The organism is Streptomyces sp. NBC_01471, assembly GCF_041438865.1.
GTDB lineage: Bacteria > Actinomycetota > Actinomycetes > Streptomycetales > Streptomycetaceae > Streptomyces.
Map to the genome: position 1 here is coordinate 72,987 of NZ_CP109450.1, position 26,839 is coordinate 99,825.

General features: G+C 70.0%; 22 protein-coding genes. 14 read left to right on the forward strand and 8 right to left on the reverse strand.

The features are described 5' to 3' along the window. Positions 1-8 precede the first annotated feature (8 nt). A complete protein-coding gene (locus tag OG285_RS00375) occupies positions 9-767 on the reverse strand; it encodes a DeoR/GlpR family DNA-binding transcription regulator (protein ID WP_371789765.1) in 759 nt (252 codons plus the stop codon). Between the two features lie 298 nt (positions 768-1,065). On the opposite strand from OG285_RS00375, the gene OG285_RS00380 reads away from it, so the two are divergent. From OG285_RS00380 to OG285_RS00405, 6 genes are all read left to right on the forward strand, one after another. Further along, on the forward strand, positions 1,066-1,908 hold the full coding sequence (locus OG285_RS00380) for an endo alpha-1,4 polygalactosaminidase (RefSeq protein ID WP_371789766.1): 843 nt from the start codon (positions 1,066-1,068) through the stop codon (positions 1,906-1,908). 187 nt (positions 1,909-2,095) lie between these two features. Continuing rightward, positions 2,096-3,427 carry an ABC transporter substrate-binding protein gene (locus OG285_RS00385; RefSeq protein WP_371789767.1) on the forward strand — a complete coding sequence of 444 codons (1,332 nt, stop codon included), beginning with the start codon at positions 2,096-2,098 and terminating at the stop codon, positions 3,425-3,427. A 13-nt stretch (positions 3,428-3,440) separates the two neighbouring features. After that, positions 3,441-4,394: a sugar ABC transporter permease gene (locus tag OG285_RS00390; RefSeq protein ID WP_356832994.1), complete on the forward strand. Its 954-nt coding sequence runs from the start codon at positions 3,441-3,443 to the stop codon at positions 4,392-4,394. Next, positions 4,391-5,287: a carbohydrate ABC transporter permease gene (locus OG285_RS00395; RefSeq protein ID WP_356832992.1), complete on the forward strand. Its 897-nt coding sequence runs from the start codon at positions 4,391-4,393 to the stop codon at positions 5,285-5,287. The genes OG285_RS00390 and OG285_RS00395 overlap by 4 nt, the downstream gene beginning before the upstream one ends. A 125-nt stretch (positions 5,288-5,412) precedes the next feature. Next, complete coding sequence (locus tag OG285_RS00400) at positions 5,413-6,369, forward strand: carbohydrate kinase family protein (RefSeq protein ID WP_371789768.1); 957 nt, start codon at positions 5,413-5,415, stop codon at positions 6,367-6,369. Next, entirely contained in the window at positions 6,366-7,676 is a 1,311-nt protein-coding gene (locus OG285_RS00405; RefSeq protein ID WP_371789769.1) for an alpha-glucosidase/alpha-galactosidase, read from the forward strand. Before OG285_RS00400 ends, OG285_RS00405 begins: the two co-directional genes overlap by 4 nt. A 73-nt stretch (positions 7,677-7,749) precedes the next feature. Here OG285_RS00405 and OG285_RS00410 read toward each other — a convergent pair whose 3' ends face one another. The 3 genes from OG285_RS00410 to OG285_RS00420 all read right to left on the reverse strand — a co-directional run bounded on the left by OG285_RS00410 (position 7,750) and on the right by OG285_RS00420 (position 10,458). Then, positions 7,750-8,505, reverse strand: coding sequence for a GNAT family N-acetyltransferase (locus tag OG285_RS00410; RefSeq protein ID WP_371789770.1), 756 nt, complete (start codon positions 8,503-8,505; stop codon positions 7,750-7,752). Further along, entirely contained in the window at positions 8,502-9,422 is a 921-nt protein-coding gene (locus OG285_RS00415; RefSeq protein ID WP_371789771.1) for an NADP-dependent oxidoreductase, read from the reverse strand. Before OG285_RS00415 ends, OG285_RS00410 begins: the two co-directional genes overlap by 4 nt. A 193-nt stretch (positions 9,423-9,615) precedes the next feature. Continuing rightward, positions 9,616-10,458, reverse strand: coding sequence for a DUF1206 domain-containing protein (locus OG285_RS00420; protein ID WP_356832982.1), 843 nt, complete (start codon positions 10,456-10,458; stop codon positions 9,616-9,618). Positions 10,459-10,657: 199 nt separating this feature from the next. On the opposite strand from OG285_RS00420, the gene OG285_RS00425 reads away from it, so the two are divergent. Continuing rightward, a complete protein-coding gene (locus OG285_RS00425; protein WP_356832980.1) occupies positions 10,658-11,806 on the forward strand; it encodes a serine hydrolase domain-containing protein in 1,149 nt (382 codons plus the stop codon). A 131-nt stretch (positions 11,807-11,937) separates the two neighbouring features. Here OG285_RS00425 and OG285_RS00430 read toward each other — a convergent pair whose 3' ends face one another. After that, entirely contained in the window at positions 11,938-12,828 is an 891-nt protein-coding gene (locus OG285_RS00430) for a D-alanyl-D-alanine carboxypeptidase family protein (protein ID WP_371789772.1), read from the reverse strand. A gap of 143 nt (positions 12,829-12,971) precedes the next feature. Between OG285_RS00430 and OG285_RS00435 the strand changes: the two genes are divergently transcribed. From OG285_RS00435 to OG285_RS00450, 4 genes are all read left to right on the forward strand, one after another. Further along, positions 12,972-13,721, forward strand: a complete 750-nt coding sequence (locus tag OG285_RS00435; protein ID WP_371789773.1) for a YqjF family protein — start codon at positions 12,972-12,974, stop codon at positions 13,719-13,721. 100 nt (positions 13,722-13,821) lie between these two features. Beyond that, the gene (locus OG285_RS00440) at positions 13,822-14,487 is read left to right on the forward strand and encodes a TetR family transcriptional regulator (RefSeq protein ID WP_356832974.1); all 666 of its coding nucleotides are present in this window, start codon (positions 13,822-13,824) and stop codon (positions 14,485-14,487) included. Beyond that, positions 14,484-15,248 (forward strand): glucose 1-dehydrogenase, encoded by a 765-nt coding sequence (locus OG285_RS00445; protein WP_356832972.1) that lies wholly within the window; start codon positions 14,484-14,486, stop codon positions 15,246-15,248. Before OG285_RS00440 ends, OG285_RS00445 begins: the two co-directional genes overlap by 4 nt. A gap of 265 nt (positions 15,249-15,513) precedes the next feature. Then, on the forward strand, positions 15,514-17,553 hold the full coding sequence (locus OG285_RS00450; protein ID WP_371793423.1) for an NB-ARC domain-containing protein: 2,040 nt from the start codon (positions 15,514-15,516) through the stop codon (positions 17,551-17,553). Positions 17,554-17,632: 79 nt separating this feature from the next. Here OG285_RS00450 and OG285_RS00455 read toward each other — a convergent pair whose 3' ends face one another. Continuing rightward, entirely contained in the window at positions 17,633-19,762 is a 2,130-nt protein-coding gene (locus tag OG285_RS00455; RefSeq protein WP_356832970.1) for a phosphocholine-specific phospholipase C, read from the reverse strand. A gap of 445 nt (positions 19,763-20,207) precedes the next feature. Between OG285_RS00455 and OG285_RS00460 the strand changes: the two genes are divergently transcribed. Next, on the forward strand, positions 20,208-20,534 hold the full coding sequence (locus OG285_RS00460; protein WP_356832968.1) for a (2Fe-2S)-binding protein: 327 nt from the start codon (positions 20,208-20,210) through the stop codon (positions 20,532-20,534). A gap of 163 nt (positions 20,535-20,697) precedes the next feature. Here OG285_RS00460 and OG285_RS00465 read toward each other — a convergent pair whose 3' ends face one another. Beyond that, on the reverse strand, positions 20,698-21,393 hold the full coding sequence (locus OG285_RS00465) for an SDR family oxidoreductase (RefSeq protein ID WP_356832966.1): 696 nt from the start codon (positions 21,391-21,393) through the stop codon (positions 20,698-20,700). Between the two features lie 152 nt (positions 21,394-21,545). Here OG285_RS00465 and OG285_RS00470 point away from each other — a divergent pair, with 152 nt between their 5' ends. Next, on the forward strand, positions 21,546-22,400 hold the full coding sequence (locus OG285_RS00470) for a helix-turn-helix domain-containing protein (RefSeq protein WP_371789774.1): 855 nt from the start codon (positions 21,546-21,548) through the stop codon (positions 22,398-22,400). 229 nt (positions 22,401-22,629) lie between these two features. On the opposite strand, the gene OG285_RS00475 is transcribed toward OG285_RS00470, so the two are convergent. Continuing rightward, a complete protein-coding gene (locus OG285_RS00475; RefSeq protein ID WP_371789775.1) occupies positions 22,630-23,310 on the reverse strand; it encodes a class I SAM-dependent methyltransferase in 681 nt (226 codons plus the stop codon). Between the two features lie 282 nt (positions 23,311-23,592). Between OG285_RS00475 and OG285_RS00480 the strand changes: the two genes are divergently transcribed. After that, complete coding sequence (locus tag OG285_RS00480) at positions 23,593-26,823, forward strand: GH92 family glycosyl hydrolase (protein WP_371789776.1); 3,231 nt, start codon at positions 23,593-23,595, stop codon at positions 26,821-26,823. The last annotated feature ends 16 nt before the right edge of the window (positions 26,824-26,839 follow it).

Sequence of the window (26,839 nt, forward strand, 5' to 3'; positions counted from 1 at the left end):
GGAGCGCGTCAGACGACGGTCACGGAGACTCCGGCCTCGGAGATCCGTGCGCACTCGCTTTCCGGTGCTTCCCGGTCCGTGACCAGATGATGGACGGCGGAGAGCGGGCAGATCTTCGCGAAGGTGGTCCGCCCGATCTTCGAGTGGTCGGCGACGACGACGGTGCGCCCGCTGTTCGTGGCGAACGCCCGGTCCGTCGCCGCTTCGAGCTGGTCGTACGTCGTGCAGCCCTGAGCCGCGCTGATGCCGTCCACACCCAGGAACGTCATGTCCATGTGATAGTCGGCGAGCGTCTTCTCGGCGATGGGACCCACGAGCTCATAGCTCTCGGTCCGCGCGTTGCCGCCGATGACGACCAGTGTGACGTGCTGGTGCAGAACGAGCTCGGCTGCGATGTTCACGGCGTTGGTGACGATGGTGACGGGACCCCGCTCGGCGAGCAGGCGGGCGATCTCGGTGGCGGTGGTGCCCCCGGTCATCCCGACGACCGCGCCCCGGGGCACCAGCTCGGCCGCGGCCATGGCGATCGCGCGCTTCTCGGGCCTGCCGCGCTCCGCCCGGTACTGCACCGGCACCTCCAGACCGATGCTGCCGACCGCGGCCCCGCCATGCGTACGGCGCAGCAGGTTCAGCGCGCTCAGGTGCTGGAGGTCACGCCGGACCGTCGCCCCCGAGACACCGAGCAGACCGGTCAGCTCCCCGACGTCAACGCTTCCCTTCACGGAAACATGCTCAAGTATCCGCGCATGACGCTCAGTTCTCAGCATGATGTGAGCATAGCTCTGCGCGAATGACGAGTCAGCAGCCCTTTCCGACCGGCCGGCGCCCTCCGGAGAGCGCCGTGCGAGCCATCGACTGCGCGAACATGCGCACCAACTGCTCATGTTCGCGCTCTTGACATGGCAATTCCTGCTCGATTTACTGCGGTCAACGCCGAGTTCACACATTCGGCGCCAGAGGTACGCCTAGCCGGTGGGCGGCTCACGAGCCGCAAGCCCGGACAAAGTCGCCAGGATCGCTATCAGCGTCCGAGGCGGGGACGTACCCTCCATCATCTGGAGCTCGATGATGACCATCACTCCCGCACGGTCCCGACGGCTGTCCCTGTCCTCAGTGCGGCGCGCCACCGCCGTGGCGGCGGTCACCGCTGCGGCCGCCGTCCCGCTGCTCGCGCCGTCCGGCGCCGCAGCGGCCTCCTCACCCGCTCTGCCGCCCGTGCACGCCGGGTTCGACTACCAGATCGGTGGGGCGTACACACCTCCGTCGGGGGTGAAGGTGGTCAGCCGCGACCACGAGGCCGCTCCGGCCGCCGGTCTGTACAACATCTGCTACGTCAACGCCTTCCAGGCCCAGCCGGGCGCCGAAAAGGACTGGGACTCGGATCTGCTGCTGCGGAACGCCAACGGCGACGTCGTCTACGACAAGAACTGGGGCGAGGCGCTGCTCGACCTCCGTACCGCCGACAAGCGCAGCCGGGTGGCCAAGAAGGTCGACGGCTGGATCGACGGCTGTGCCGACAAGGGATTCCAGGCCGTCGAGCCCGACAACTACGACAGCTACACGCGCTCGTCGAAACTGCTCAGCGCGGCGAACGCCGAGGCGTACATCACCCTGCTCTCCCAGCACGCGCACGACCGCGGCCTGGCCATCGCGCAGAAGAACACCTCGCAGCTGTCCGGCGCCCGTGCGAAGACCGGCCTGGACTTCGCCATCGCCGAGGAGTGCGGCACCTGGGACGAATGCGGTGACTACACCGACGCGTTCGGCAGCAACGTCATCGTGATCGAGTACACGGACAAGGGCCTGTCGAAGGCGTGCACCGGCTGGGGTGCCCAGCTGAGCGTCGTCGAGCGCGACCTGGACGTCTCACCCAGCGGCAGCAAGGGATACGTACGCAAGACCTGCTGACGTCCCGCTTCCCCGGTGCGCCCCCCGTGAACGCGGCGCGCCGGGGTCGTTCCCAGCCTTCCCGCCTTCCTGTGCCGCGCCTGTCCTCTCCCGGCCCGGCCGTCGGCGCGCACGTATCCAGCACTCCCCCGCAGGCACCGGTGCCGTGCCGTGCCGCGGCGTGCCCTGATTCCCCCTGGAGGTCCGGATGGCTGTCGGCCGTCAACGTCCCGTCAGTCCTTCACGCAGGACCGTGCTACGTCGTGGCACCGGCCTGGCGTGCGCCGCTTCGGCCGCGATGATGCTGCCCGGTTGCGGCGCGGAGACCGATGACGGCGTCGGAGCGGACGGACGGGTCACGGTCGAGCTGTGGCACGGCCAGACCGACACCGGCCGTACAGCGATCGAATCACTGGTGGCCGACTTCCAGCGTGCCCACCCGCACATCCGCGTCGACTCCGGCGGGGGCGTCCTGGCCGACTCGATGCTCCAGAAGGTGACGGCCGCGCTGGCCTCCGGCTCGTACCCGGACGTCGCCTACGTCTTCGGCTCGGACCTGGCGGGCGTGGCACGCAGCCCGCAGGTCGTGGACCTGACCGCCACCGTGCACTCCGGGCCGGTCCCCTGGAGCCAGTTCTGGGCCCCGGCGCGCGACGCCGTCACGGTCAACGACCGGGTGCGCGCCGCGCCCGCGCTGCTCGACTCACTCGCCGTGGTGTGCAACAAGAAGCTGTTCCACGACGCCGGTGTCCCGCTGCCGGAACCCGGCTGGACGTGGCGGGAGTTCCAGGAGACCGCCAAGCGACTCACCGACAAACAGCGGGGTGTCTTCGGCACCGGCTGGCCGGGGGTGGGCGACGAGGACACGGTGTGGCGGCTCTGGCCGCTGGTGTGGGACCTGGGCGGCGAGGTGGTCGCGGCGAACGGGCGCAGCATCGGGTTCGCCGAATCCGGTGTGCGGGCGCTGGGGACGGTGGCGGGGCTCGCCCGCGACCGCAGTGTCTACATCGACCCGAAAGCGGGCACCGAGCAGATGTACCAGGTCTTCCAGTCGGGCCGGATGGGGATGGTCCTCACCGGTCCGTGGCAGCTGCCCGACATCATCCAGGCGGGTGTCGATTACCAGGTGGTGCCGCTGCCGAGCTACAGCGGCAGACCGGTCACCATCTCCGGACCGGACACCTGGACCGTCTTCAACAACGGCTCCGCCCGGGTCGAGGCCGCACGCACCCTGGTGAGCTGGCTGATGGAGCCCGCGCAGGACGTGCGCTGGGACGTCCAGGCGGGCAGCCTGCCGCTGAGCCGGCGCACCCAGAGCCTGCCGCGCTGGCAGGCCAAGGCCGCGAAGACCGAGGGGCTCGCGGTGTTCACCAAGGCGCTGGAGACCGCCCGGGTGCGGCCCGCGCATCCCGCCTACCCGCAGATCTCCCAGGCACTGGGAGAGGCCATCGTGTCCGTCCTGCTCGGCAGGAGCACCCCCACGAAGGCCCTGCGCCGCTGCGCGGACGACGCCAACGCCGCCCTGCTCATACCGCGTTGAGGAGGCTCACGCCATGCCTGGTCTGCCCACCCCGCTCACTCTCTCCGATCCCGGCCACAAACAGCAGCTGCGCGCCCGGCGCCGCCGGCGCCGCAGCGAATCGGCCACCGCCTGGGCCTTCATCTCCCCCGCTGTCCTCGTCATCCTGGGACTGAGCGTCGTCCCGGTCATCTGGTCCGTGCTGCTGTCGTTCCAGGCGGACGACCTGGTGACACCGAGTCGCTGGGTCGGTCTGGACAACTACCGGGCGCTCACCAAGGATCCGCACTTCAGCCAGGCCGTGTGGAACACCGTGGAGTACACCGGGCTCTACGTGCCGCTGTCCATGGTGCTCGGACTGGCCCTGGCCCTCCTCCTCAACCAGCGCATCAGACTGGTCGGTCTCTACCGGACGCTGATCTTCGTACCGTTCGTCATCTCGGCGACGGCGCAGGGGGTGCTGTTCTCCTTCATCCTCGACCCGCAGTTCGGGGTCGCCAATTCGGTCCTGCACTCCCTCGGGGTCTCTCCCCAGGGCTTCCTCACCGATCCGGGGCAGGCCCTGCTGGTCCTGGTGGCGATCTCGCTGTGGAGCGGCACGGGTTTCTGTGTCGTGGTGTATCTGGCCGCGCTCCAGGACGTTCCGCCCTCGCTCATCGAGGCCGCGCGGCTGGACGGCGCCGGCCGGCTGCAACTGCTCCGCCATGTCGTCCTGCCGACCCTGACTCCGGTCAACGTGTTCCTGCTGATGTGGCAGGTCATCAACGCCCTGCAGGTCTTCGACCTGATGTACGTGACGACGAAGGGCGGACCGCTCGGCTCCACCACGGTGATCGTCTACTTCATCTGGGAGCAGGCCTTCAAGAACTTCACCGCCGGCTACGGAGCGGCAGCCGCGTACATCCTGGCGCTGGCCCTGCTCGTGATCGCCGGAGGGATGCGCGTGGTCCGGCGGCGCCAACCCGCCATCGAAGGAGCCGTCCGATGACCGTCACCTCCCCTCTGCCCCCGCGCACCGCCCGGCCGGCGGCGGTGCCGACGCCGCCACCGCCACGGCGGCCGGGGCTGCGGCTGCCGTTCAGTGCCTGGCATCTGCTGCTGGCCCCGCTCGCTCTGCTCTTCGCGCTGCCGATGGTCTGGCTGCTGCTCAGCTCCGTGATGAGCAACGCGGAGATCAACAAGTTCCCGCCCGCTCTCTGGCCCTCCGGAATCCATCTGGGCGGTTACCGCTACGTGCTGGGCAACGCCATGTTCCCGCGCTGGTTCGCCAACTCGCTGATCGTGTCCGCGGTGGCCGTCGTCTCCAATCTGGTGTTCGGCTCACTGGGCGGTTACGCGTTCGCCCGGATGCGGTTCGCGGGCTCCCGTTTGCTGCTCGGGCTGATGCTGGCCACGATGGCGATACCGTTCCAGCTGACGATGATCCCCACGTTCCTGGTGATGAAGCGCCTGGGCCTGATCGACACGCTCGGCGCCCTGGTCGTCCCGTCACTGGTCACGCCGTTCGCGGTGTTCCTGCTGCGGCAGTTCTTCCTGTCGCTGCCCAGGGAGCTGGAGGAGGCCGCGTGGATCGACGGCTGTTCACGGCTGCGGGTCCTCTTCCTCATCGTGCTGCCGCTGTCACGGCCGGCGCTGAGCACCGTGGCCGTCCTGACGTTCCTCTCCACCTGGAACGATCTGACCTGGCCGCTGATCGCCATCAACCACGACACCCAGTACACCCTGCAGCTGGGTCTGACGACCTTCCAGGGCCAGCACCACACGCAGTGGGCGGCGGTGATGGCAGGAAACGTGATCACGGTGCTGCCGGTCCTGCTGGCGTTCCTGGCGGCGCAGAAGACCTTCATCCAGTCCATCACGTCGAGCGGCCTCAAGGGCTGAGCGGATCCGAACTCCGCCGCTCCGAAGCCGCGTTCGGACGCCGTACGCCGCCACCCGCTTGAGCGCCGACCGCTCGGGCCCCAATCGCTCCGTACCTCCCTCCCGCCGCGACTCCAGGAAGCCGTATGCCGCACACTTTCGACCTGCTCGTCATCGGGGACGCCAACCCCGACATCGTCCTCGGCCCCCTCGACGCTCCCCTTGCCTTCGGGCAGCGCGAGCAACTCGTCGACACGGGTGTCCTCACACTCGGCGGCTCCGGCGCCATCATGGCGTGCGGAGCCGCCAGGCTCGGCCTCAGCGTCGCCTTCACCGGACGCGTCGGGGACGACGACGCCGGGCGCTTCGTCCGGGCTGCCCTCACTGACCGGGGAGTCAACACGGACGCCCTGGTCAGCGACCCGGAACTGTCCACGCCGCTCACCGCGGTCGTGACCGCGGGCGACGACCGTGCCATCCTCACCGCGCCCGGGACCCTGAGCGCGACCCGCGGTGACGACATCCCCGAAGCGCTGCTCGCCGACTGCCGCCATGTGCACGCGGCCTCGTACTTCCTGATGCCGAAACTGGCCGCCGCGCTGCCCGGCCTGCTGCTCACCGCACGCGGCCACGGCGCGACCACGTCGCTGGACACCAACGACGATCCGTCCGGGCAGTGGCGGTCCGCCGCTCTGGACGAGGTGCTCGCGGTCACCGACATCCTGCTGCCGAACGCCCGGGAAGCCCATGCGCTGGCCGGACCCCCGGCCGGATCACTGGCCGACGCGGCCGCCCGGCTGGCCGCCCTCGGGCCGCTGGTCGTGGTGAAGGACGGGGCCGACGGAGCTCTCGCCCACGACGGCGGCAGCCTCGCGCGTACCCGAGCCATCGCGGTCCGGCCGGTGGACACCGTCGGCGCGGGCGACAGTTTCGACGCCGGCTTCGTCGCCGCCGTACTGGCAGGTCTGCCGACCGCCCGGGCCCTCGAACTCGCCGCGGTCTGCGGCGCTCTGTCCACCCGGGCGCACGGCGGCACCGCCGCGCAGCCCACCTGGGACGAAGCCGTCGCAGCCGTCACCCACAACGGAGAGAACCACTCATGACCACCACGAAGATCGCATTCATCGGCGCCGGGAGCGTCGTCTTCACGCAGGGGCTGCTGGCGGACCTCTTCGCCTTCCCCGAGCTGACGGACGTCCACATCGCGCTGCACGACATCGACGCGGAACGACTCGCCACCGCCGACGGCGCCGCCCGCCACATCGCGGCCGAGCGGGGCGCGGCGCCGCGGATCACGTCCCATGCGGAGCGGCGTGCGGCGCTGGACGGCGCCGACTTCGTCATCAACATCGTCCAGGTCGGCATGGGCGAGGCGACCCGTACCGACTTCGAAGTGCCCGCGCGCTACGGCCTGCGGCAGACCATCGGCGACACCCTGGGCATCGGCGGCATCTTCCGTGCCCTGCGCACCTTCCCGCTCCTCAAGGCCCTCGGCGAGGACATCTCCGAGGTCTGCCCCGACGCCTGGCTGCTCAACTACACCAACCCGATGGCGATGAACGTCCAGTACCTCACCCAGGCCACCGGGCTGACCCGTGTCGTGGGCCTGTGCCACTCGGTGTACTGGACCATGCGGGACCTCTCCGACCTGGTGGGCGTCGCGTACGAGGACGTCAACTACCTGGCGGCGGGCGTCAACCACCAGGCGTGGGTGCTGCGTTTCGAGCAGGACGGGACGGACCTCTACCCCCGGCTCGACGCCCTGGTGGCGGACGACCCCCAACTGCGCCGCCGGGTCCGGGTCGACATGTACCGACGGCTGGGCCACTATCCGACGGAGACCAGCGAGCACTCCGCGGAGTACGTGCCGTGGTATCTGCACCACGCCGACGAGATCGAGCGGCTGCGGCTGCCGGTCGGCGCCTATCTGGGCATCGTCGACGAGAACGTCGCGGAGTACGAGAAGACGCGGGCCGCCCTCGCGTCCGGGTCCCCGCTCCCGGTCGAGGGGACCATGGAGTACGCCCCGCAGGTCATCCACAGCATCGTCACGGGCACGCCCCGCACCGTCTACGGCAATGTGCCCAACCACGGGCTGATCGACAACCTTCCCGCTTCGGGGACCGTCGAAGTCCCCTGCCTGGTCGACGCGCTGGGCGTGCAGCCCACCCGTATCGGTGCGCTCCCGGCGCAGTGCGCCGCGCTCAACCGCACGTACCTGAGCATGAACGACCTGGTCGTCCGCGCCGCTCTGCACGACGAGCCGCGCCATGTCCGGCAGGCCGCGATGACCGACCCCGCGACCGCCGCCGCCCTGCCCGTCGAGCGCATCTGGGATCTGTGCGACGACATGGTGCGGGCCCACGGCGCAGCGCTTCAGCCGTCGCTGCGCGCCGTTCTGGGTCACTGACCGACCGCTTCGCCGGCGGGGTGCGGAGCCGCTGCCGGCGAAGCGGGCGGTGCGGGATCAGGTGGTACGGATCTCAGCGCAGCGCCGTCGTCCGCGCGTCCTGGGTTCCGGTCCCGGTTTCGGCCGAATGCTGCGGTACGAGCGCCGAGAGGAACTCCGTCCGGCGGCGGAGCCGGAACCCCAGGGACTCGTACAGCCGGACGGCGTTGGTGTTGGACTCCGCCGCGTGCAGGAACGGCGTCTCGCCACGCTCTCTGATCTCGTGCGCCACAGCGTGTATCAGCCGGGTGCCGAGACCCTGTCCGCGGACGGACGCGTCCGTGCAGACCGCGCTGATCTCGCTCCAGCCGGGCGGACGCATCCGCTCACCGGCCATCGCGACGAGTCTGCCCCCGTGACGGATGCCGAGGTAGGTGCCGAGTTCGACCGTGCGTGACAGGAACGGACCGGGGCGGGTGCGTTCGACCAGAGCGAGCATCTCGGGCACGTCGGCGGGTCCCAGCCGTACGGCCTCCGGGTCGGGCGCCGCTGCCACCCCTGCGTCGACGAGCTGGACACCCGGCGCGTGGAAGACGATCTCCCAGTCGTCCGGCGGCGGCTCGCGGAACGCGGTGAGAGTGACGGCACCGCCGGGGCCGGCCAGTGCGGCGACGTCGGACCAGTCCGCGGCGTCGGGGGCCTCGGGCGTGACGAACCACGGCGCCACATCGTCCGGGTAGCACAGAACGCGGCCCCGGGACCGTGCGAAGTGGGCGTGCGTGCCGGTCAGCGCGGTACGGACCGGGTCGTCCAGGGGATGCTCAGCGGAGGACGGGTGCGGGACGCTCATCCGGCCACCTCGATCACGATCTTGCCGCGGGTGTGCCCGCCCTCGACGGCGCGCAGGGCTTCGGCCGCCCGGTCCAGCGGAAAGGTCCGGGTGACGCAGGCCCGCAGGGCGCCGTCGACGGCGAGGCGTGCCACGGCGTCGAGGACGGCCGTGTTGCGGGCGCGGACGACCGCCGCGCCGCCCAGCTCCACCACGAGTTCCTTCCCGCCCGCGCTGATGACCCTCGTCCGGTCTGCGACCAGTCCGGCCACCTCCTCCAGCGCCTCGCCGCCGACGAGATCGAAGACGGCGTCGACACCGTCCGGGGCGGCTGCCCGCACCCGGTCCGCCACGCCGGGGCCCGACGGGACGTGCACGGCGCCGAGCGCCTCCACGAAGTCCTTCTTCTCCGCGCTCGCGGTACCGATGACCCGCACGCCGAGATGCCGTGCGATCTGCGCGGCGGCCACCCCCACACCTCCGCCGGCGCCGTTGACCAGCAGGGTCGAGCCGGGCACCGGGGCCAGCTGCTGCAAACCGTCGTACGCGGTGGCCGCCCCGACCGGCAGGGCCGCGGCCTCGGTGAACGGCAGTGCGTCGGGCTTGTGCGCCGTGACACCGACGGGCATCAGCGTGTACTCGGCGTAGCCGCCGGTCACCGGGTTGCCGAACACGGCCTGCCCCGGTTCGAACCCTTCGACACCGGGGCCTGTCGCCACCACGGTCCCTGCGGCTTCGCTGCCGAAGACCACGGGGAACGACGGCTCCTCGCTGCCGGGCCTGCGGTATCCCGTACGGAGTTTCCAGTCCACCGGGTTCACCCCGGCCGCCCGGACGGCGACGAGCAGTTGCCCGGGGCCCGGAACCGGCATCTCCAGCTCGGCCTGAGCCTCCGCCTCGGAGCCACCGTTACGGGTGAATACGTACGCCTTGGGCATGAACTCCCTCACTCCGGATCAGGGCACCGGCGCTGCACACGGCCGGCGGTTCCACCAGGAAAAAGTCCATTCTGCCTGCACGTATTCCCGGAGCTCCAGGGTGTTCACGGGGCGGCAACACACGAGGTCCGTGACACGAGAAGGCCTTCGGCGGGCAGCACCGCCCCCACGGGCCGGCGGCGGTGCCCCGGCCTCAGACCTCGCGCCACCGTGCGTTCGCCATGGAGAACGCGCCGAAGGCGGCCAGGCCGATCGCCACCAGCACCAGCAACCACGGCCCCGCCGGGGTGTCCGTGAACGAGCGCAGGGTGTCGTCCATGCCCTTGGCCCTGCCGGGCTGGTGGCTGACGGCCGCGGCGACGGCGAACCCGCCCGCGGCAGCGAAGATGATGCCCCGGGACGCCCCGCCGAACACGCCGGCGACGTCGACGGCGCGGCGGGTGTTCCTCGACATGCCGGACATCTTGAGATGCTTGCGGTACTTGCGCATGACGGCCCGGGCGGCGATCCACAGCCCGGCACCGGCCACGACGACCCCCGCGATGCCGACGATCCACTGACCGCCCGGCCAGCCGAGTGCCGTCGCGGTGACGTCCTCGGACTTCTTGTCCGTCGATCCGCTGCCGCTCCCCCGGTCCCCGGCCGCGTAGGAGAGCACGGAGTACGAGACGAAACCGTAGAAGACACAGCGGCCCGCCGCCATGGCCCGTTTGCCTGGCTTGCCGCCGTCCGGTCCTGCCTGGCCGAACAGCGCCTCGGACAGCCGCCAGACAGCCATGCCGAGCAGCGCGATGCCCAGGACCCAGAGGAGGACGTGTCCGAACGGCCGGTGTGCGATCTCGGCGATGGCGCCACCGCGGTCCGCCTGCGCTCCGCCGCCGTCGGAGAACGCGATCCGTGCGGCCAGCACACCGACCAGGACGTAGATCACCCCCCGCGCGGCGAATCCCGCTCGCGCCCCTGCCGCGACAGCGGTGCTGTCCGCCGCTCGCTTAGCCTGTCTGCGACCACGTGCTGAAGCCGTCCCGGTATCCATGCCCTACCGGTTGCCCCGTGACCGGCCGTCGAAGCCTGGGTTGCGCACGAGTTGCAAACACATGCGCTGCGGGCCGCGGCGGAGCACGGCAGACTTCATGGTGTCCGGCCGATGGCTTCGGACCGATGGCCTTTTGACCGATGACTTTCCGCCACGCACCGGGTCTCCCTTATGACCGCACGCTCACGAAGGTGGACCGATGACCAACTTGCAGGCACTTCTCACGACGTACGTCGACGCTGGGACCGTCCCCGGTGCGGTGGCCCTGGTGGCCCGCGGCGACGGGGTCGAGGTCGGGACGGCCGGCTTCTCGGACACCGGGGGCACGTCCCCGATGGCCAGGGATTCCATCTTCCGCATCGCCTCGATCACCAAGCCGGTCACCGCGGCCGCGGTGATGATGCTGGTCGACGAGGGCCGAATCTCCCTCGACGAGCCGGTCGGGCGCCGGTTGCCCGAGCTGGCTTCGCTCTCCGTCGTGCGCACACCGGACAGCCCGGTCGACGATGTGGTCCCCGCGGCACGGGCGATCACCGTGCGGGATCTGCTCACGTTCCGCGCGGGGTACGGATTTCCGTCCGACTTCTCGCTGCCTGCGGTCGGGCTCCTGTTCAGCGAGCTGCGGCAGGGGCCGCCGCAGTCGGAGGCGGTCCCGGCGCCGGACGAGTGGGTGGCGACGCTGTCCCGCATTCCCCTGCTGCACCAGCCTGGTGACGCCTGGCTCTACAACACCTGTTCCGACATTCTGGGGGTGCTGATCGCCAGGGTCTCCGGCCGCTCGCTCCCCGAGTTCCTGGCCGAGCGGCTCTTCGGACCCCTCGGGATGACCGACACGGGATTCGAGGTCCCGCCGGCCGAGCGCCACCGGCTCACCGGCTTCTACCGGACCACCCCGGACGGCCTCGAACCGGTCGCATCGGCCGACGGTGAGTGGGGCAGTCCTCCCGCGTTCCCGTCCGGCGCCGGCGGCCTGGTCTCTACCGCCGACGACTGGTACGCCTTCGCCCGGATGCTGCTCGCCGACGGCGCCGCGGGCGGACGGCAGCTGCTGTCGCCGGAGTCCGTGCGCCTGATGACCACCGATCACCTGACGTCCGATCAACGTGCCGCCTCCACGCTCTTCCTGGAGGGGCAGGGGTGGGGCTTCGGCGGGTCGGTCGATGTCACGGACGCCGATCCGTGGAACGTGCCGGGCCGCTACGGCTGGGTCGGCGGCTCCGGCACCGCGGCGCACATCATCCCCTCCACCGGTACGGTCACGATCCTGCTCAGCCAGGTGGCGATGACGTCGCCGACCCCGCCCCCGCTGATGCGCGACTTCTGGCGGTACGCTGCGGCCGGCGCCTGAGGCGGTCCGCCGCAGCGCTCGGAGCTCACGGTCGGGATGCCTGACACGTACACACCTGACGCGCACGCAGAAGGGGCCTGCGCGCGGCCGCGTGGCCACGCACAGGCCCCATCCGTGTCACCTACGAAGGGCTACTTCTTGAACGCGTAGTCCATCAGCTTCTTCGCGTCCGCGGTCCGGTTCGCCTCCGAGGAGGACGCGAGGACCGTACCGATGACGGTCTTGCTGCCGCGGGTGGCGGCGAAGACCAGGCAGTACTTGGCCTCCGGGCCCGACCCGGTCTTGAGGCCGATGGTGCCCGAGTAACTGCTGAGCAGTTTGTTGGTGTTGGTCCACGACATGTAGCGGTAGCCACCGCTCTTCGTCGTGACCTTCTGCTTGGTCGACTTCGTCTTCACGACCGTGCGGAAGGTGGAGTACTTCATCGCGTTGCTGGCGAGCTTCGTCAGGTCACGCGGGGTCGAGTAGTTGGCACCACTCCCTATTCCGTCGAACGAATCGAAGTGCGTGTTCTTCAACCCGAGCGTCTTCGCGGTGGAGTTCATCTTCCCGATGAACGACTTCACCCGCGCGGCCCGGGTCGAACCGCTGCCGAACTTGTCGGCCAGCGCGTACGCCGCGTCACAGCCGGACGGGAGCATCAGGCCGTACAGCAACTGCCGGACCGTGACCTTGTCGCCGACGATCAGCCGGGCCGACGAGGCGTTCTTGGAGACGATGTAGTCGCTGTACGCCTTCTGGACCGTGACCTTGGAATCCAGGTTGAGGTTCTTCTGCCCGAGCACCACCCGGATCGTCATGATCTTGGTGGTGGAACCGGTGGAACGGCGCGTGTCCGCGGCCTTGGTGAAGAGCGTCTTCGCCGTGCTGTTGTTCATCACGAAGCCGCCCTTGGCGACGATCGTGGGCGCTTTGGGTGTGGCGGCCTGAGCCGAAGCGCCGAACGCCCCGGCCGTCGACACAGCGCCTGCGGTCACGACGACCACAGACATGCGACGAATGCCCTTGATGCCGATGTTCAAGATGAATACTCCAAATGCTGCTTCAGTGCGGCCTCATGAGAGTGCCACTCCCACGTGAGACGAATGAGGAGCCCCAAAGGATGCGGGGTCGCGCGAAAAATCTTACGAGCGCCGCGCTCCCCCTGGTCTGCCATGCTGGCGGCGTGCCGTACGGACCGAGCGCGCCCGAACCCATCACGGCCGACCCGCCCCGCGAGGAGCCCAGGCCGCTCCTCACCCAGTCCTGGCTGGATCTGGCGTTCCTGCACTGGGCGGCCGACCCGGCGGATGTGGCACCGCTGCTGCCCCGGGGCACGTTCCCCGACGTCCTGGACGGGGTGACCTACGTGGGGCTCGTCGCGTTCCGCATGCACCGGATCGGGTGGCTCCGGATGCCCGGACTGCCGTACCTGGGCACCTTTCCCGAGACCAACGTGCGCCTGTACTCCGTGGACGGCCGGGGGCGGCGCGGCGTGGTGTTCCGCTCGCTCGACGCCGCACGGCTGATTCCGGTGGCCGTCGGGCGAATGGCCTTCCGGCTGCCCTACGTCTGGTCCCGGATGACCGTCCACCGTGACGGGGACACCCTCACGTACACCAGCCGCCGGCGTCTGCCCGGACCACACGACACGCACAGCGCGATCGGGATCCGGGTCGGGGAGCCCGTCCGGGAGCCCAGCGAGGTCGAGCATTTCGTCACCGCGCGGTGGGGGCTGCACACGAGCCTTCTCGGCCGTCCGCTGTACCTGCCCAACACCCATCCCCGCTGGCCGCTGTACCGGGCGGAGCTGACCGGGTGCGCCGAGAACCTCGTCGCGGCAGCGGGGCTCACGCCGCCGGCGGCCGAACCGGTGAGCGTGCTCTACTCCCCCGGCGTCCCGGTGCGCTTCGGGCGACCGCTGCGCGCCGGCTGAACCAGGGCCGGCCCGGCCGCCGACGACCCCGAAATATCCGTGGCATACACACTGACCTGGCCATTCGCCATTAATAATGGCCAGTATTATTATGGTTCGCATGGCGAGGACATCAGGGCCCGGGACCCGGGAGAAACTGATCCGCGCGGCCGAGGAGATCTTCGCCGCGCAGGGCGTCGACGGCGCACAGCTGCGCGACATCATCCGGCTGGCCGGACAGAGCAATCCATCCGCCGTGCAATACCACTTCGGTTCACGCGCCGGCCTGCTCGACAGCGTGATGGCCGGGCGCCAGCGGCGTACCGAAGACGTCCTGACGGAGCTGCTCGGCGACGGCGGACAGGATCTGCGCGGGCTGCTCAGCGCCCTGGTCGCCGCCGAGGCGACCGAGCTGCGCACCGAGCGCGGGCAGCGCTGTCTGCAGGTCTCCGCGCAGCTGAGCCACGAGAGCGGCGTACGCACCGGCATCCCGCATCCGACGCTCGAAGGCACCGTCTACTGGCGGCTCATCGGCCGGCTGGAGCAGTGCCTGGAAGCGCTGCCCGGCCCGGTCCGGCTGGAGCGCCTGGATCTGGCGCTGACGATGATCGGTGCCGCGATGGCTGACCGCGCCCGCCAGTATCTCGCCGGCGCCGAGCCCCTCACCGGCGAGCAGCTGTTCCTCGCCGACCTCGTGTCGATGACGGCCGCCCTGCTGACGGCCCCCGTACCGCATGAAGCTCCGGACGGAGCCGATGCACAAGCAGAACGAAGGAATGAGTCATGAACGAGCTCACCGGAAAGACCGTCATCATCACCGGCGGCGCCCGTGGCCTGGGCGCCGAGGCCGCCCGCCAGGCGGTCGCGGCCGGAGCCCAGGTGGTCATCACCGACGTACTGGACGAGGAAGGCGCGGCCACCGCCGCCGAACTCGGCGCGCAGGCCCGCTTCCTGCACCACGACGTCACGTCCGAGGAGGACTGGGCGCGGGTCGTCGCCTTCGCGACCGCCGAGTTCGGCGGGGTCGACGGGCTGGTGAACAACGCCGGCATATCGACCGGGGCGTATCTGGAGACCGAGTCGGTGGAGAACTTCCGCCGGGTGCTCGACATCAACCTCACCGGGGTCTTCATCGGGATCAAGTCCGTCATCCCCGCGATGAAGGCGAGCGGCAGTGGCTCGATCGTCAACATCTCGTCGGCCGCGGGCCTGATGGGTCTGGCGCTCACCGCGGGTTACGGCGCCTCCAAGTGGGGCGTACGCGGACTGACGAAGATCGGGGCGGTGGAGCTGGGCACCGAGCGGATCCGGGTCAACTCCGTGCACCCGGGGATGACCTACACCGCGATGACCGCCTCGGTCGGCATCGAGAAGGGTGAGGGGAACTACCCGAACACCCCGATGGGCCGGGTCGGCGAGCCGCCGGAGATCGCGGGCGCCGTGGTGTTCCTGCTGTCCGACGCCGCGTCGTACGTCACCGGGGCCGAGCTCGCCGTGGACGGCGGCTGGACCACGGGGCCCACCGTGAAGTACGTCATGGGCCAGTGAGCCGCTGACCGTATGAGCCGCTGTCCCGCCGGAGGAGAACCCTGACGCCCGCCGGCGGGACAGCTCCGTGCACCGCACCCTCGGCGCTGCGCGGAAGGCATACTCCACTCTGCCGGATGTCTGTGCAAACCGGGAGCCCATGCCGACAGATCACGCCAACCCCGGTTCACCATCTGATTGTTCACGATTCACTATCGGCCAATTATGGCCGTTCCTCGTCGCGCGTATCGGCCAGGGATCGCCTCGGGTCCAAGATGTACGCGTGGTGGGAAACCTTCCCGTCGTCGCGACCAGTTTCGTCGGCAGGACCGGCGAACTGCGCAGTGCGGCACGGGCACTCGAGAAGCACCGGCTGGTCACTCTGACGGGCGGCGGCGGGGTCGGCAAGAGCCGGCTGGCGCTGCGCGCTGCCGAGCGGGCAGGCGGGCGGTACTCCGACGGGGTGTGGTGGGCCGACCTGTCACACCTCTACGACGACCGGCTGCTGATCGGCACGGTCTCGGACGCCGTCGGCCTCCTCGACCACGATCTGGCCCGCCCGGTGGAAGCACTGTGCGAACGGCTCGCCGACCGCAATCTGTTACTGGTGCTCGACTGCTGCGAGCGGATCCTGGCCGCCTGCAGCCATCTCGTGGGCGCACTGCTCGATTCCGCACCGAACCTGGCCGTGCTCGCCACCAGCCGTGAGCCCCTCGGGGTCCCGGGCGAGTACCTCCTGGACGTGCCGCCGCTCGCCGCGGACGGCGACGCCGAGGAGGCCATGCGGCTCTTCCGCGAACGCGCCGCCGTGGCCGCGCCCCGCCTGTCGCTCGATTCACCGGTCACCGCGGCGGCGGCCGCCGACATCTGCCGCCGGCTGGAGGGCATCCCCCTCGCCGTCGAGCTGGCCTGCGCCCGGCTCGCGGAGAACAGCATCGGCCAGATCGCGGAACGACTGGCCTCCCGGCTCGACTTCCTCAGCGAATCGGACGACCAGGTGTGGCCGCAGCGGCACCGGGCGCTGCGTACCGCCATCGGCTGGAGCCACGAACTGTGCGCCCCCGCCGAACGGCTGCTGTGGGCGCGGCTCTCCGTCTTCCCGGGAGCCGTCGACGAGGCCGACGTACAGGCCGTGTGCTCGGGTGGCCCTCTCGCCGCCGCGGACATTCCCGCGGTACTGGAGCGGCTGGCCACCCAGTCCGTACTGCAGCGGGACGGCACGCGGTACCGGATGCTCGACACCCTGCGCGAATACGGCGCCATGTGGCTCGGGGAACTGGGCGAGCAGCGGACGCTGGCCCGTCGGCACGCCGCGCACTTCGCCGAACTGGCGGGCCGGGCCCACAGCGGATGGCTCGGCCCGCGGCAGGTCGACTGGTACCGCAGGATCGCGGACGCCGACGCCGATCTCTGCGCCGCGCTCGACCACCTCATCGCCGAGGACCCGGAGCGGGCCGTCGAGATGGCGGGCTGCACCGGACTGTTCTGGAGCTGCTGCGGTCATCTGCAGCGGGCCCGCGACTTCCTGGAGCGGGCCCTCGCCCTGGAGACCGGCAGGGGCACCCACCGCACCCGCGCCCTGTGGGCCCTCGGGATCACTCTCACTCTCCAGGGCGACCACGAGACCGCCCGCGGCCTCGGCGAGCGGTGCAGCGTCGCCGCCTGGCACGACCGCGACACGGAGTCGATGCTCTCGGCGGCCCACGCCGTCAGCTTCAACTACCTGATGATGGGCCGCCCGCAGACCGCACACGACGTCAGTGACCACGCGCTGCGCAATCTGCCCGGCGACCCGCTGGACGCACCGTCGCAGATGCGGTGCAGGGTGATAAGAGTCTTCGCGCTCTCCGCACTGGGCCGCCTCGACGAGGCGTACGAGGACGCCACGGATCTGCAGCAGCTGAGCCTGCGCTACGGCGAGTACTGGGCCCGTGCCTACGCCGACCACCAACTCGCCCTGATACACCTGTTGCAGGGCAGGCCGCAGGAGGCGGAGAGCCACGCGCGCTCCATGCTGTCGGGCAAGCACCAGCTCCACGACAGCCTCGGCATCGCCCTCGGTCTCGATCTGCTCGCCGGGGCGATCGCCGCGCGGGGCGACGGTGTGGAGGCCGCGCGCACGTCGGGTACGGGGCATGTCTACTGGCTCATGATCGGCCACCCGCGCCGCGGCACCCCGGAGCTGGGGGAGATCCGTGAGGTCTGGGAGCGCCGGGCCCGGGAGGCGGCCGGGGCTCCGGCCTACGAGCAGGCCTACCGCCGCAGTCTGACGGGAGATGCCGAGACCGGTCTCGTCCGCGCGCTCCAGGGGGATCTGCCGTTGTGACCCGCCCGGTGGCGGCCGGTCCGCTTCCGGCCGCCACCGGCCCACACCGCTGCCCGGCTGTGCTCGGGCATCCGGCCGGTCAGGCGCGGTGCGGGCCCGGATCGCTGGTGCTCGGGCGCCCGTTCTCCAGGTGGCCCGACCAGCGGCGGCGGAATCCGTGGTCGCCGTGTCCCGCTTCGGTGACCGAGATGTCGTACCAGCCGGAGTGCTCGTGGACCGAGAGGGTGACCTCGGTTGCGGCACCGGCGCGCAGCCGGTGCGATGTGCCCTTCCCGCGGCCGTAGGCGTCGGCCACCCGGACCGTACGCGCGGTCCGGCCCCGGTTGGAGACCCTGATCCGGATGCGGTCGCCGCCCTGGGGCGTGCAGGAGGCGTGCAGCGCGTCGCCCGACGAACCGGCGAACTCGCACAGCGTGCCGTTGGGGCCGTAGGCGGAGAGCTCGTACGCGCCGCCGGTGGCGGCCGTCCGCCAGTAGTCGCTCAGGGTGTCCCGGGCGGAGACGGTGTAACGGCGCGGAGCTGCCTGTGGCTGCCTGCGGTCGTAGACGTAGAACGCCGCGCCGGTCCGCCCGTGGTTGGCGAACTCCAGCTGGAACCGCTCTCCGTGCGCCCCGCCCTCATTGACCCGTACGTCGTACGGCAGCGCGCGGGCGCGGCGGACACCGGGCTCCTGCCTGGGCATGTGCTGAGGCAGCGGCACCTGGTACGGCTTCCCCGACGACGCGATCGGCGCGGGGACCCGGAGGGAGACGGGCGCGGAGTCGGCGCCGGAGAAGTCGAGCGCCGAGGTCAGGTCGCCGCAGACGGAGCGGCGCCAGGCGCTGATGTTCGGCTCGCGGATCCCGAATCTGGCCTCCAGGAACCGCAGCACCGAGGTGTGGTCGAAGGTCTCCGAACAGACCCAGCCGCCGCGTGACCAGGGCGAGATGACCAGCAGCGGCACCCTCGGGCCCAGGCCGATCGGCTGGAGACCTCCCGGGTCGGCGCCGGGTACCAGCGGGCTCATCTCCCCCGGGTAGGCGCCGAGGTCGAGGATCTCGTCGCCGAGGCTCCGGACCAGGTCCCGGGAGACCATGCCCCGGGCGCCCGGCGCGCTGCCGATCGGCGGCATGGGCGGGACGACGTGGTCGAACAGGCCGTCGTTCTCGTCGTAGTTGACGATGAAGACCGTGCGCCCCCACACCTCGGGGTCGGCGGTGAGCGCTTCGAGTACCAGGTTGATGTACGCGGCGCCGTCGGTCGGCGAGGCGGACGGGTGCTCGGAGTACTTGTAGGGCGGGACGATCCAGGACACCTGGGGCAGGGTGCCGCGCTCGACGTCGTCGCGCAGCTCCTTGAGTGTGTGGTCCGACGCCCCCTTCTCCACCAGCGGCCCGGTGGCGCCTTCGGCCACCTGGTACTGCTCGAAGAACATCAGCGAGTTGTCGGTGTAGTTGTCCGTCGGGCTGCCGGGTTCGCCGGTGCCGCCCTGGTACAGCTTCCAGCTGACCTTCGCGGCCTCCAGCCGTTCCGGGTACGTGGTCCAGGTGTAGCCGTTCGTGTTGTTGCGCTCGCCGAGACCGGGGCCGTTGGGCCGGCGTCCGTAGACATTGCGCGGGTCGCAGGTCCCGCTCCACAGATAGATCCGGTTCGGCGCGGTGTCGGCGTGCACCGAACAGAAGTAGGAGTCGCAGATGGTGAACGCCTCAGCGAGGGCGTAGTGGTAGAGCAGGTCCTGCCGCTTGAGGTGTCCCATGGTGAGGGCGTCCTGCTTCTGGTTCACCCACTGGTCGTGGCGGCCCTCGTTCCAGGCGAGGTGCCCGCTGCTCCAGCCGTGGTCGGTGCCCGCCTGGTATTCGGTGGTGCTCCTGGGGTCGATGTACCAGGGCAGTACCTCGGTCGCGGTGTCCGGCAGCCCGCGTGCGTTGTACCGCGCGGTGTGCGTGCCCGCGGCGGGCTGGTTCCACACGGGTCTGCCGTCGGGCAGCAGTGCCGGGCGCGGATCGCCGAAGCCGCGTACCCCGCGGAGGCCGCCGAAGTAGTGGTCGAACGAACGGTTCTCCTGCATGAGGATCACCACGTGGTCGACATCCTTGATGGACCGGGTGCGCGACAGGGCGGGCATGGCCATGGCCTTGCCTATCGCCGGAGGGAAGGCCGAGAGTACGGCGGCCGACGCGGCGGTCGCGCCACCTGCCTGGAGAAAACGTCGACGGTCAAACGTGGCCATGTGGCTGCAACCTTCTGTTGGCAACAAGGATCTTTCGAACACCTCCGATCATTCAGGGCCACATCCGCTGCCGGGCATCCCCCTGGAGGACACCGGGTGAGCTACCGGCCAACTCTGTGTTCGTCCGGCCCGTACGGGACAGGCCCCTGTTCTGCGGGAATGCCTCCCGGCCATGGGCGAACAGGGGTCGCGACCCTCGCTGCCGCCGCCGCGCCAGCCGTCGTGGACAATGGCGGACGGCCCCGATCCGTGCCGGCCCGGCGTGGATTTCCGGGCGGAAAATACTGGTTTCGCCGGGACTTTTTCGCTTTCGGGGGATGCGCGGCGAGACGCCCGATCCACACCATCGGTTTTTGCCCAAGGTGTGTCTGAAACTATTCGTTCACCCTGCTCAGCGCCTCGGAGATCTCGACAACGCCACATCCACGCCCATAGCGTCTCGCCCATGACAACCCCCCCGGATGACCGGAGGTTTCGGCGTGAGATGGCCGTGGCCCACAGGTCTGGATGGCATCTCATCGACTTGCTCAGCGCACTGCCCGAGCCTGGCGATTCCCTGATGGTGACTATCCTGGGCGAGCCCGTCGTCGTCTGCCGCAACGCCGCCGACGGAGAGCTCGAGGCATTCCGGTGCCTGCGCCGGCCTCGTGGCGCGCCACAGCCGGTCCGGTGCGTCATACGGTACGGAATGATCTTCGTGAATCTCCAGCCAACCGATCACGAGGACATATCGGCCGAGACCCACAACACCGTTACCCCCCAGAGCGCCTGAGGCGAACAGCCCGTCACAGCAGATCGTCCGGGCGCTCCCCACGGACAGCGGCGCCACCGTGACCTGAACACGGTGGCGCCGCTGCGGTTTTCCGGCTCACCGGCGGAGCGCCGGGCCGGAACGCCGCTGCCGTTCGCAGAGACGGCACCGGCTGGGCAGAAAGTCAGGAGACCATGAGCAGACGGCTTTCCACTCCGATGTATTCGCCATTGACCCCGTCGGCGTCGGGCGACGCGAGCAGCTTGACGTTCTTGGCCGCCGCGGCCACCAGTGGCGCGTCGACCCGGGTCTGCCAGGTGGACGCCGGGTGCGCGGTGCCGCGCACCGAAACCCGCTGACCCAAAGGTGAGTTGAGAGTGACGACGTTGCAGGTGATGCCGTGAAATGCCTCGTCGCGAGCCATCCTGCTGACGAAGCCGCGGAGCGCCGCTTCGGACGTACTGCCGAACTGCCGGGCGGAGAGTCCGTCCTGGGCGGAGGTGCAGAGGAAGATGATGCGCCCCTGTCCGCTCGCCCGGAGGGCGGGAACGGCCCTGCGGATCAGCCGGAAGGTCCCGATGATCCGGTTGTCGGCGACGGACACGAACCGGTCGTCCCTCAGCATCAGATCGCAGGACAGATCGATGGAGGCGATGACGATGCCGACGGGCCCGTGCCGCTCCTCGACCAGCGCGAGCGCACCGTCGATCTGCGACTCGTCCGTCACGTCACACGCCACCGTCAGGTCCGGCCCCGCGGGTGCGTGCGGACCGGAGTACGTCGCGGCGACGCGGTCACCGGACTCTTGCAGCGCCTTGGTGATCCCCTGGCTTACCTCACTGTGACCATCGACGATGAGCACGGACCGCTGGGATGGCATTGCAAGTCCCCTACCTTTCGCGAATGCAGCAGACACTCTGCATTGTTCACCTGCGACACTTCAGAGTCTCACGGCCATCGACCGGTCTTTCCACGTAAAAGACATGCAGATAATTGTTGGCCCGCTGTTCGGCGGGCAGTTACGGGGGAAATATGACACTCTCGGCCCAGGATGCGGCGGCTCTGCGTACCTTGCTGGAGAGCCGGCGGGCAGCCATCGCGCCCGAGACGGTGGGCTATACCGAGCGGAGCGGAGCCGGCCGCCCGGTCAACGGACTGAGTCAGGAGCAGATAGACACCCTGACACACCGGGCCCGGGGAACCTACGGACGGCTCATCAACGGACCGGAGCACCGGCCCAATCCGACGTACCTCGGCGATCTCGCCCGGTTACTGAGGATGACGGAGCAGGAGTGGACCACGCTCTACTGGCTGACCCGCCGCGAGGTGCCCGCCCCGCTGCACAACACATCCGGCATGGCAGTCCCGGGCGCCTGGGAGGCCGTCGAGCTGATCCACGGCGTGATGGCCTATCTGGTCGACTCCGCCTGGAATCTGATCACGTGCAACAAGGAGTACATGGAGCTCTTCCCGGGCGGGGAGGCTCCACAGAACGCCCTGATGTTCATGGCGGTCAGCCCCGAACGGCACGCCCTGCTGCTGGACTGGGAGAGAAGCTGGGCGCCATTCGCGCTCGGCCAGTTGCGGCGGGCCTCCCAGGAGCGCCCGGACAACCAGGATTTGGCCCGGATCGAGGAGTGCGTACTGCGCGATCCGGTCGCGGGGCCGCTGTACGAGGCAACCCCCTTCCTGGCTCTTCCTTTTCCGGATGGCACCCAACGCCCTTTCCAACACCCACAGTTGGGCGAAGGAATGGTGAGCGTGTGCACGGCTGAGCCGGTCACGTCGGCGGGCTCGCGGCTGGTTCTGCTTTCCTTCCGGCCCGGACCACCGGGTGAGCACCGCAGGAATGCCGATCTGCGTGCGGCACACCACTCAGTGGGCTGAAAGTCTTCCTGATGGAGAGTCACACCTATCCGGCCCATGCGCCCCAGCACTCACGGGAACTGCCCCTGCCGTCCACGTCAGCCCTCCCCGCGATCGTTCTTCCTCAGTGCGAGGTGATCAGGAGTGCGAGGTGATCAGGCGTGAATTCATCGACGGCACCGCACCGAATCATCCGGACGGCCCCCGGCTGGAGTGCTCGTGGTCGGCACCCGCCGGAGACTGACCGCGCTCACAGCGGCTTGCGCGCCCTGACGCCCAGGACGACTGGCGTGGGCGCCCCGTGCTCGGTGAACCCTTCCAGCACGAGTCCCGCGTTCAGAAAGGCCTGAAGCAGGCCGGGCAGCGGCAGATGTCTGGCTCCGACCTTGTCCCGCAGACCCTGGTCCGTCCAGGAATCCGTGGTCCACCGGCCGTCGAGGTAGCCGGGCCCGAGCACCACCGCATCCGGATCGCTCCGGTCGGCGAACCCTCCGCAGAAACAGGGGTGGACGCCGATGTGCACGAGCACCCCGCCGGGCCGGAGCACCCTGGCTATCTCTCCCAGGACCGCCGGATAGTCGGGCATGTCGGTGTGCACCATCACCGCGACTGCCGCCGGAACCGCTCCGTCCAGGACGGGCAGCCGCACGGCGTCCGCCTGCGCGACGGGCAGCCGACCGCGGGCGTGACCCAGCATCCCGGCCGAAAGATCCACCCCGACCGGTGTCCAGCCGAGGTCCCGTACCCGGCCGGCATGAACGCCGGTGCCGCAGCCGGCCTCAAGGCAGATGCCGCTTCCCGTACCGAGGAGACCGTCCAGCAGCCCACCCAGGGCGCGCGGGTTGCCGTCGGAGGTTCCGGCATCGCCGGCACCCAGGAACTCCCGCTCGTACCAGTCGGCCATCCGGTCGTATGCCGCCGTCGGAGCCATCCGCGTGTTCCTTCCGATGTCCGCGCTGCCACTGCCGCCCGGTGCGGCCGCCGTCCCGTTCCCTGCCCCGAAGGCCCGGCCCCGCCCCCTGATTCCGCCCGGGGCGCAATCGCCCTGCGGGCCGGCCCCGCACAGCCGGCTCTCAGCCCCGAGCGGCGGATGACGGGGCGTCGTCGTCGCACCGGAAGCGGGCTTGTTCATCCCCCGCCCTCTTGACCGGGCACGGTCAGTTACCTGAGTGTGTGGTGGGCCCGGCCCACCACCCTTTCGCAGGAGGTACACGTGAGACGTTGGAAGACTCGCGGCGCGGTCGCCGCGGTCGTGGCGCTGCTGTTCGCCGGAACAGCAGCTCCGGCTTCAGCCGCCTTGACAACGTTGTCCAACAGTTCCGCCGCCCCACCGGGCGCACGGCTCGTAGCCGACCCCGCCGACTACGTGGACCCGCTCATCGGTACCGGCAGTGGCGGCTCCACGGTGGGTGAGATCAACAACTTCCCCGGTCCTTCCACGCCGTTCGGCATGATGCAGTTCTCGCCCGACACGGTCGGCTCGTACGCCGGGTACCAGTACCACAGCGACACTCTGCGGGGGTTCAGCGTCGATCACGCTTCGGTCGGCTGCACCGCCTTCGGGGATGTGCCGATCCTGCCCGTGACAGGTGACATCGGCTCGGCGCCGTGGGACAGGACCGAGCACTTCTCGCACACCGACGAGAAGGCGGAGCCGGGGTACTACGCGGTCACCCTCGCCGACTCGAAGGTGCGCGCCGAGCTGACCGCGTCGACCCGCACCGGGCTCGCGGCGTTCACCTTCCCCAAGGGCGCGGACGCGGCTCAGGTCCTGGTCAAGGGCGGCGCGAGTCTCGCGGGCGACAAGCGGGCCGACATGCACGTCGTCGGCGACCGGCAGGTCACCGGCTCCGCCACCACCGGGAATTTCTGCGGCAAGGGCAACGAGTACACCGTTCACTACGCCATCACCTTCGACCGTCCCTTCACCGCCCACGGCACCTGGGACGGCAAGACCGTGTCGAAGGGCAGCGACACGGTGAACGCACCGAAGGCCGGCGCCTACCTCACGTTCGGCACGGCCGGGACCAGCACGGTGCGCGCCAAGATCTCCATGTCGTACGTCTCCGTGGACGGCGCCAAGGCCAACATGGCCTCCGAGGTGCCCGGCTGGAGCCTCGGCAAGCTGCGCGAGCAGACCCGGGACCGGTGGACGTCGGCGCTGCGCAAGGTCCGCGTCGCAGGCCGGGACACCGGACAGCTGAAGACGTTCTACACCTCGCTCTACCACGCGCTGATGCATCCGAACACGTTCAATGACGTGGACGGCCGCTACATCGGCTTCGACGACAAGGTCCGCGAACTGCCCGAGGGCCGCACGCAGTACGCGAACTTCTCGGACTGGGACACCTACCGCTCGCTCGCCCCGCTCCAGGCCATGCTCTGGCCCAAGGAGGCGAGCGACATGGCGCAGTCCCTGGTCAACGACGCGACGCAGGGCGGCTGGTGGCCGCGCTGGCCCTTCGCGAACGGCTACACGGGCCAGATGACCGGCGACAACTCCGTGGCTCTCATCGCCAATCTCTACGCGTACGGCGCCCGGGACTTCGATCTCAAGACGGCACTCAAGTACCTGGTCAAGGGCGCGACGACGGTGGACAGCACACCCGGCGCCTACCACGAGCGCCCCGACATCGCCAACTACGTCGAGCGGGGGTACGCGCCGAACAACGACGCCTCACGCGGCGACCACCAGCGCGTCGGCGGTTCGGTCACGCTGGAATGGGCGATCGACGACTTCTCCATCGCGCAGCTCGCGACCGCGGCCGGGGACAGGAAGACCGCGCGGACGTTCACGCTCCGCAGCCAGAACTGGCAGAACATCCTCAACCCCGCGACCGACTACCTCCAGCCACGCGGTGAGGACGGCCGCTTCCCCGACGGTCCGGGCTTCCAGCCGCCGCCGGAGGGCAAGTTCGGCCAGGACGGCTTCGACGAGGGCAACGCCGCCCAGTACAACTGGCTCGTCCCGCAGAACACCGCGGGCCTGATCACCGCCATGGGCGGGCGTGACGCTGCCTCCCAGCGCCTGGACACCTTCTTCACGAAGCTCAACGCGGGCCCCAACGAGCCGTACATGTGGGCGGGCAACGAGATCGACTTCGGGGTGCCGTGGGTCTACGACTACCTCGGGCAGCCGTGGAAGACACAGAAGGCCGTACGGGATGTGGCCACCACTCTGTTCAGCCCCACTCCGGACGGCGAGCCGGGCAATGACGACCTGGGCGCCCAGTCCTCCTGGTACGTCTGGGCCGCACTCGGCGTCTATCCCTCGACGCCCGGCACACCCGATCTGGCGGTACACAGCCCGCTGTTCGAGCGGGCTGTGCTCGACCTGCCCGGCAAGGGCCGTGATCTGGACATCCGCGCTCCGAAGGCATCGGCGAGTACTCCGTACGTCCACGATCTGAAGCTCGACGGCCGTGACTGGGAGCGCACCTATCTGCCCGAGTCGGCCGTGTCCCAGGGCGGCCGGCTGGACTTCACACTGTCCGGGACGCCCGACACCCACTGGGCGACAGGCGCGTCGGCCGCGCCGCCCTCGTACCGCACGGGTGAGCGGTCCTTCCTGGCGAACGCGACCCCCAACCAGGTCACCGCGGCGCCTGGCGGTGACGGCGCCGAGGTCACCGTGGACGCACAGCGCCTCGCCGGAAGGGACCACGGCCTGACCGTCACCGCCTCGCCGCCGAAGGGTCTGACGGTGTCCGCTGCCACGAGGCAGCTCAAGCTGGACAGGGCCACCGGTTCGGGGAGTGTCGGCCTGACGGTCGAGGCTGGCCCGACGACACCCGAGGGCTACTACGAGGTTCCGCTGACGGTACGCGGCTCAGGGAAGGGGAATTCCGTACGGCTGTCCGCGATCGTGCTGGTGGCGGCGGACGGCAGTCCGGCTGCCGCGTACGACAACACCGGTCTCTCCGACGACGCGGACCACGGGCAGGCCGACTTCGACGGCGCGGGCAACAGCTACTCACGGCAGGCGCTCGCCGCCGCGGGTCTGAAGGGCGGAGCCCGGATCGAGGCGTCGGGCACATCGTTCGTGTGGCCCGCGGCTCCGCAGGGACGCCCGGACAACGTGGTCGCGGACGGCCGGACGCTCGATCTGTCCCGGAGCGCCAAGGACGCGAAGCGGCTGCTCTTCGTGGGCTCGGCCACCAACGGGGATCACCAGGACAGCGCGAAGGTGACCTTCACCGACGGCAGCACGGGAACCGCCGACCTCTCGTTCGGTGACTGGGCGCTGCCGGGCGGCGGTACGGATCCGGTCTTCGGGAACACGCTCGTGGCGCGCGCCGCGTACCGGAACCAGTCGGGCGGCACCGGCGGCGCGGCGAGCATCTTCGCCACCGCGCCCTTCGAAGTCCCCGGAGGGAAGCAGATCAAGAGCGTGACCCTGCCGAAGAATCCGCAGCTTCATGTGTTCGCCGTCGGGCTCGGCTGACGGACCGTACGGAGCG

Bases quoted from the DNA above. Each gene is read 5' to 3' on its own strand.
- OG285_RS00420 (WP_356832982.1), bottom strand. From the start codon at position 10,458: ATGGATACCGGGACGGCTTCAGCACGTGGTCGCAGACAGGCTAAGCGA.
- OG285_RS00410 (WP_371789770.1), bottom strand. From the start codon at position 8,505: ATGAGCGTCCCGCACCCGTCCTCCGCTGAGCATCCCCTGGACGACCCG.
- OG285_RS00460 (WP_356832968.1), top strand. From the start codon at position 20,208: ATGACAACCCCCCCGGATGACCGGAGGTTTCGGCGTGAGATGGCCGTG.
- OG285_RS00455 (WP_356832970.1), bottom strand. From the start codon at position 19,762: ATGGCCACGTTTGACCGTCGACGTTTTCTCCAGGCAGGTGGCGCGACC.
- OG285_RS00425 (WP_356832980.1), top strand. From the start codon at position 10,658: ATGACCAACTTGCAGGCACTTCTCACGACGTACGTCGACGCTGGGACC.
- OG285_RS00465 (WP_356832966.1), bottom strand. From the start codon at position 21,393: ATGCCATCCCAGCGGTCCGTGCTCATCGTCGATGGTCACAGTGAGGTA.
- OG285_RS00390 (WP_356832994.1), top strand. From the start codon at position 3,441: ATGCCTGGTCTGCCCACCCCGCTCACTCTCTCCGATCCCGGCCACAAA.
- OG285_RS00440 (WP_356832974.1), top strand. From the start codon at position 13,822: ATGGCGAGGACATCAGGGCCCGGGACCCGGGAGAAACTGATCCGCGCG.
- OG285_RS00415 (WP_371789771.1), bottom strand. From the start codon at position 9,422: ATGCCCAAGGCGTACGTATTCACCCGTAACGGTGGCTCCGAGGCGGAG.
- OG285_RS00445 (WP_356832972.1), top strand. From the start codon at position 14,484: ATGAACGAGCTCACCGGAAAGACCGTCATCATCACCGGCGGCGCCCGT.
- OG285_RS00475 (WP_371789775.1), bottom strand. From the start codon at position 23,310: ATGGCTCCGACGGCGGCATACGACCGGATGGCCGACTGGTACGAGCGG.
- OG285_RS00375 (WP_371789765.1), bottom strand. From the start codon at position 767: ATGCTGAGAACTGAGCGTCATGCGCGGATACTTGAGCATGTTTCCGTG.
- OG285_RS00470 (WP_371789774.1), top strand. From the start codon at position 21,546: ATGACACTCTCGGCCCAGGATGCGGCGGCTCTGCGTACCTTGCTGGAG.
- OG285_RS00380 (WP_371789766.1), top strand. From the start codon at position 1,066: ATGATGACCATCACTCCCGCACGGTCCCGACGGCTGTCCCTGTCCTCA.
- OG285_RS00395 (WP_356832992.1), top strand. From the start codon at position 4,391: ATGACCGTCACCTCCCCTCTGCCCCCGCGCACCGCCCGGCCGGCGGCG.
- OG285_RS00400 (WP_371789768.1), top strand. From the start codon at position 5,413: ATGCCGCACACTTTCGACCTGCTCGTCATCGGGGACGCCAACCCCGAC.
- OG285_RS00405 (WP_371789769.1), top strand. From the start codon at position 6,366: ATGACCACCACGAAGATCGCATTCATCGGCGCCGGGAGCGTCGTCTTC.
- OG285_RS00385 (WP_371789767.1), top strand. From the start codon at position 2,096: ATGGCTGTCGGCCGTCAACGTCCCGTCAGTCCTTCACGCAGGACCGTG.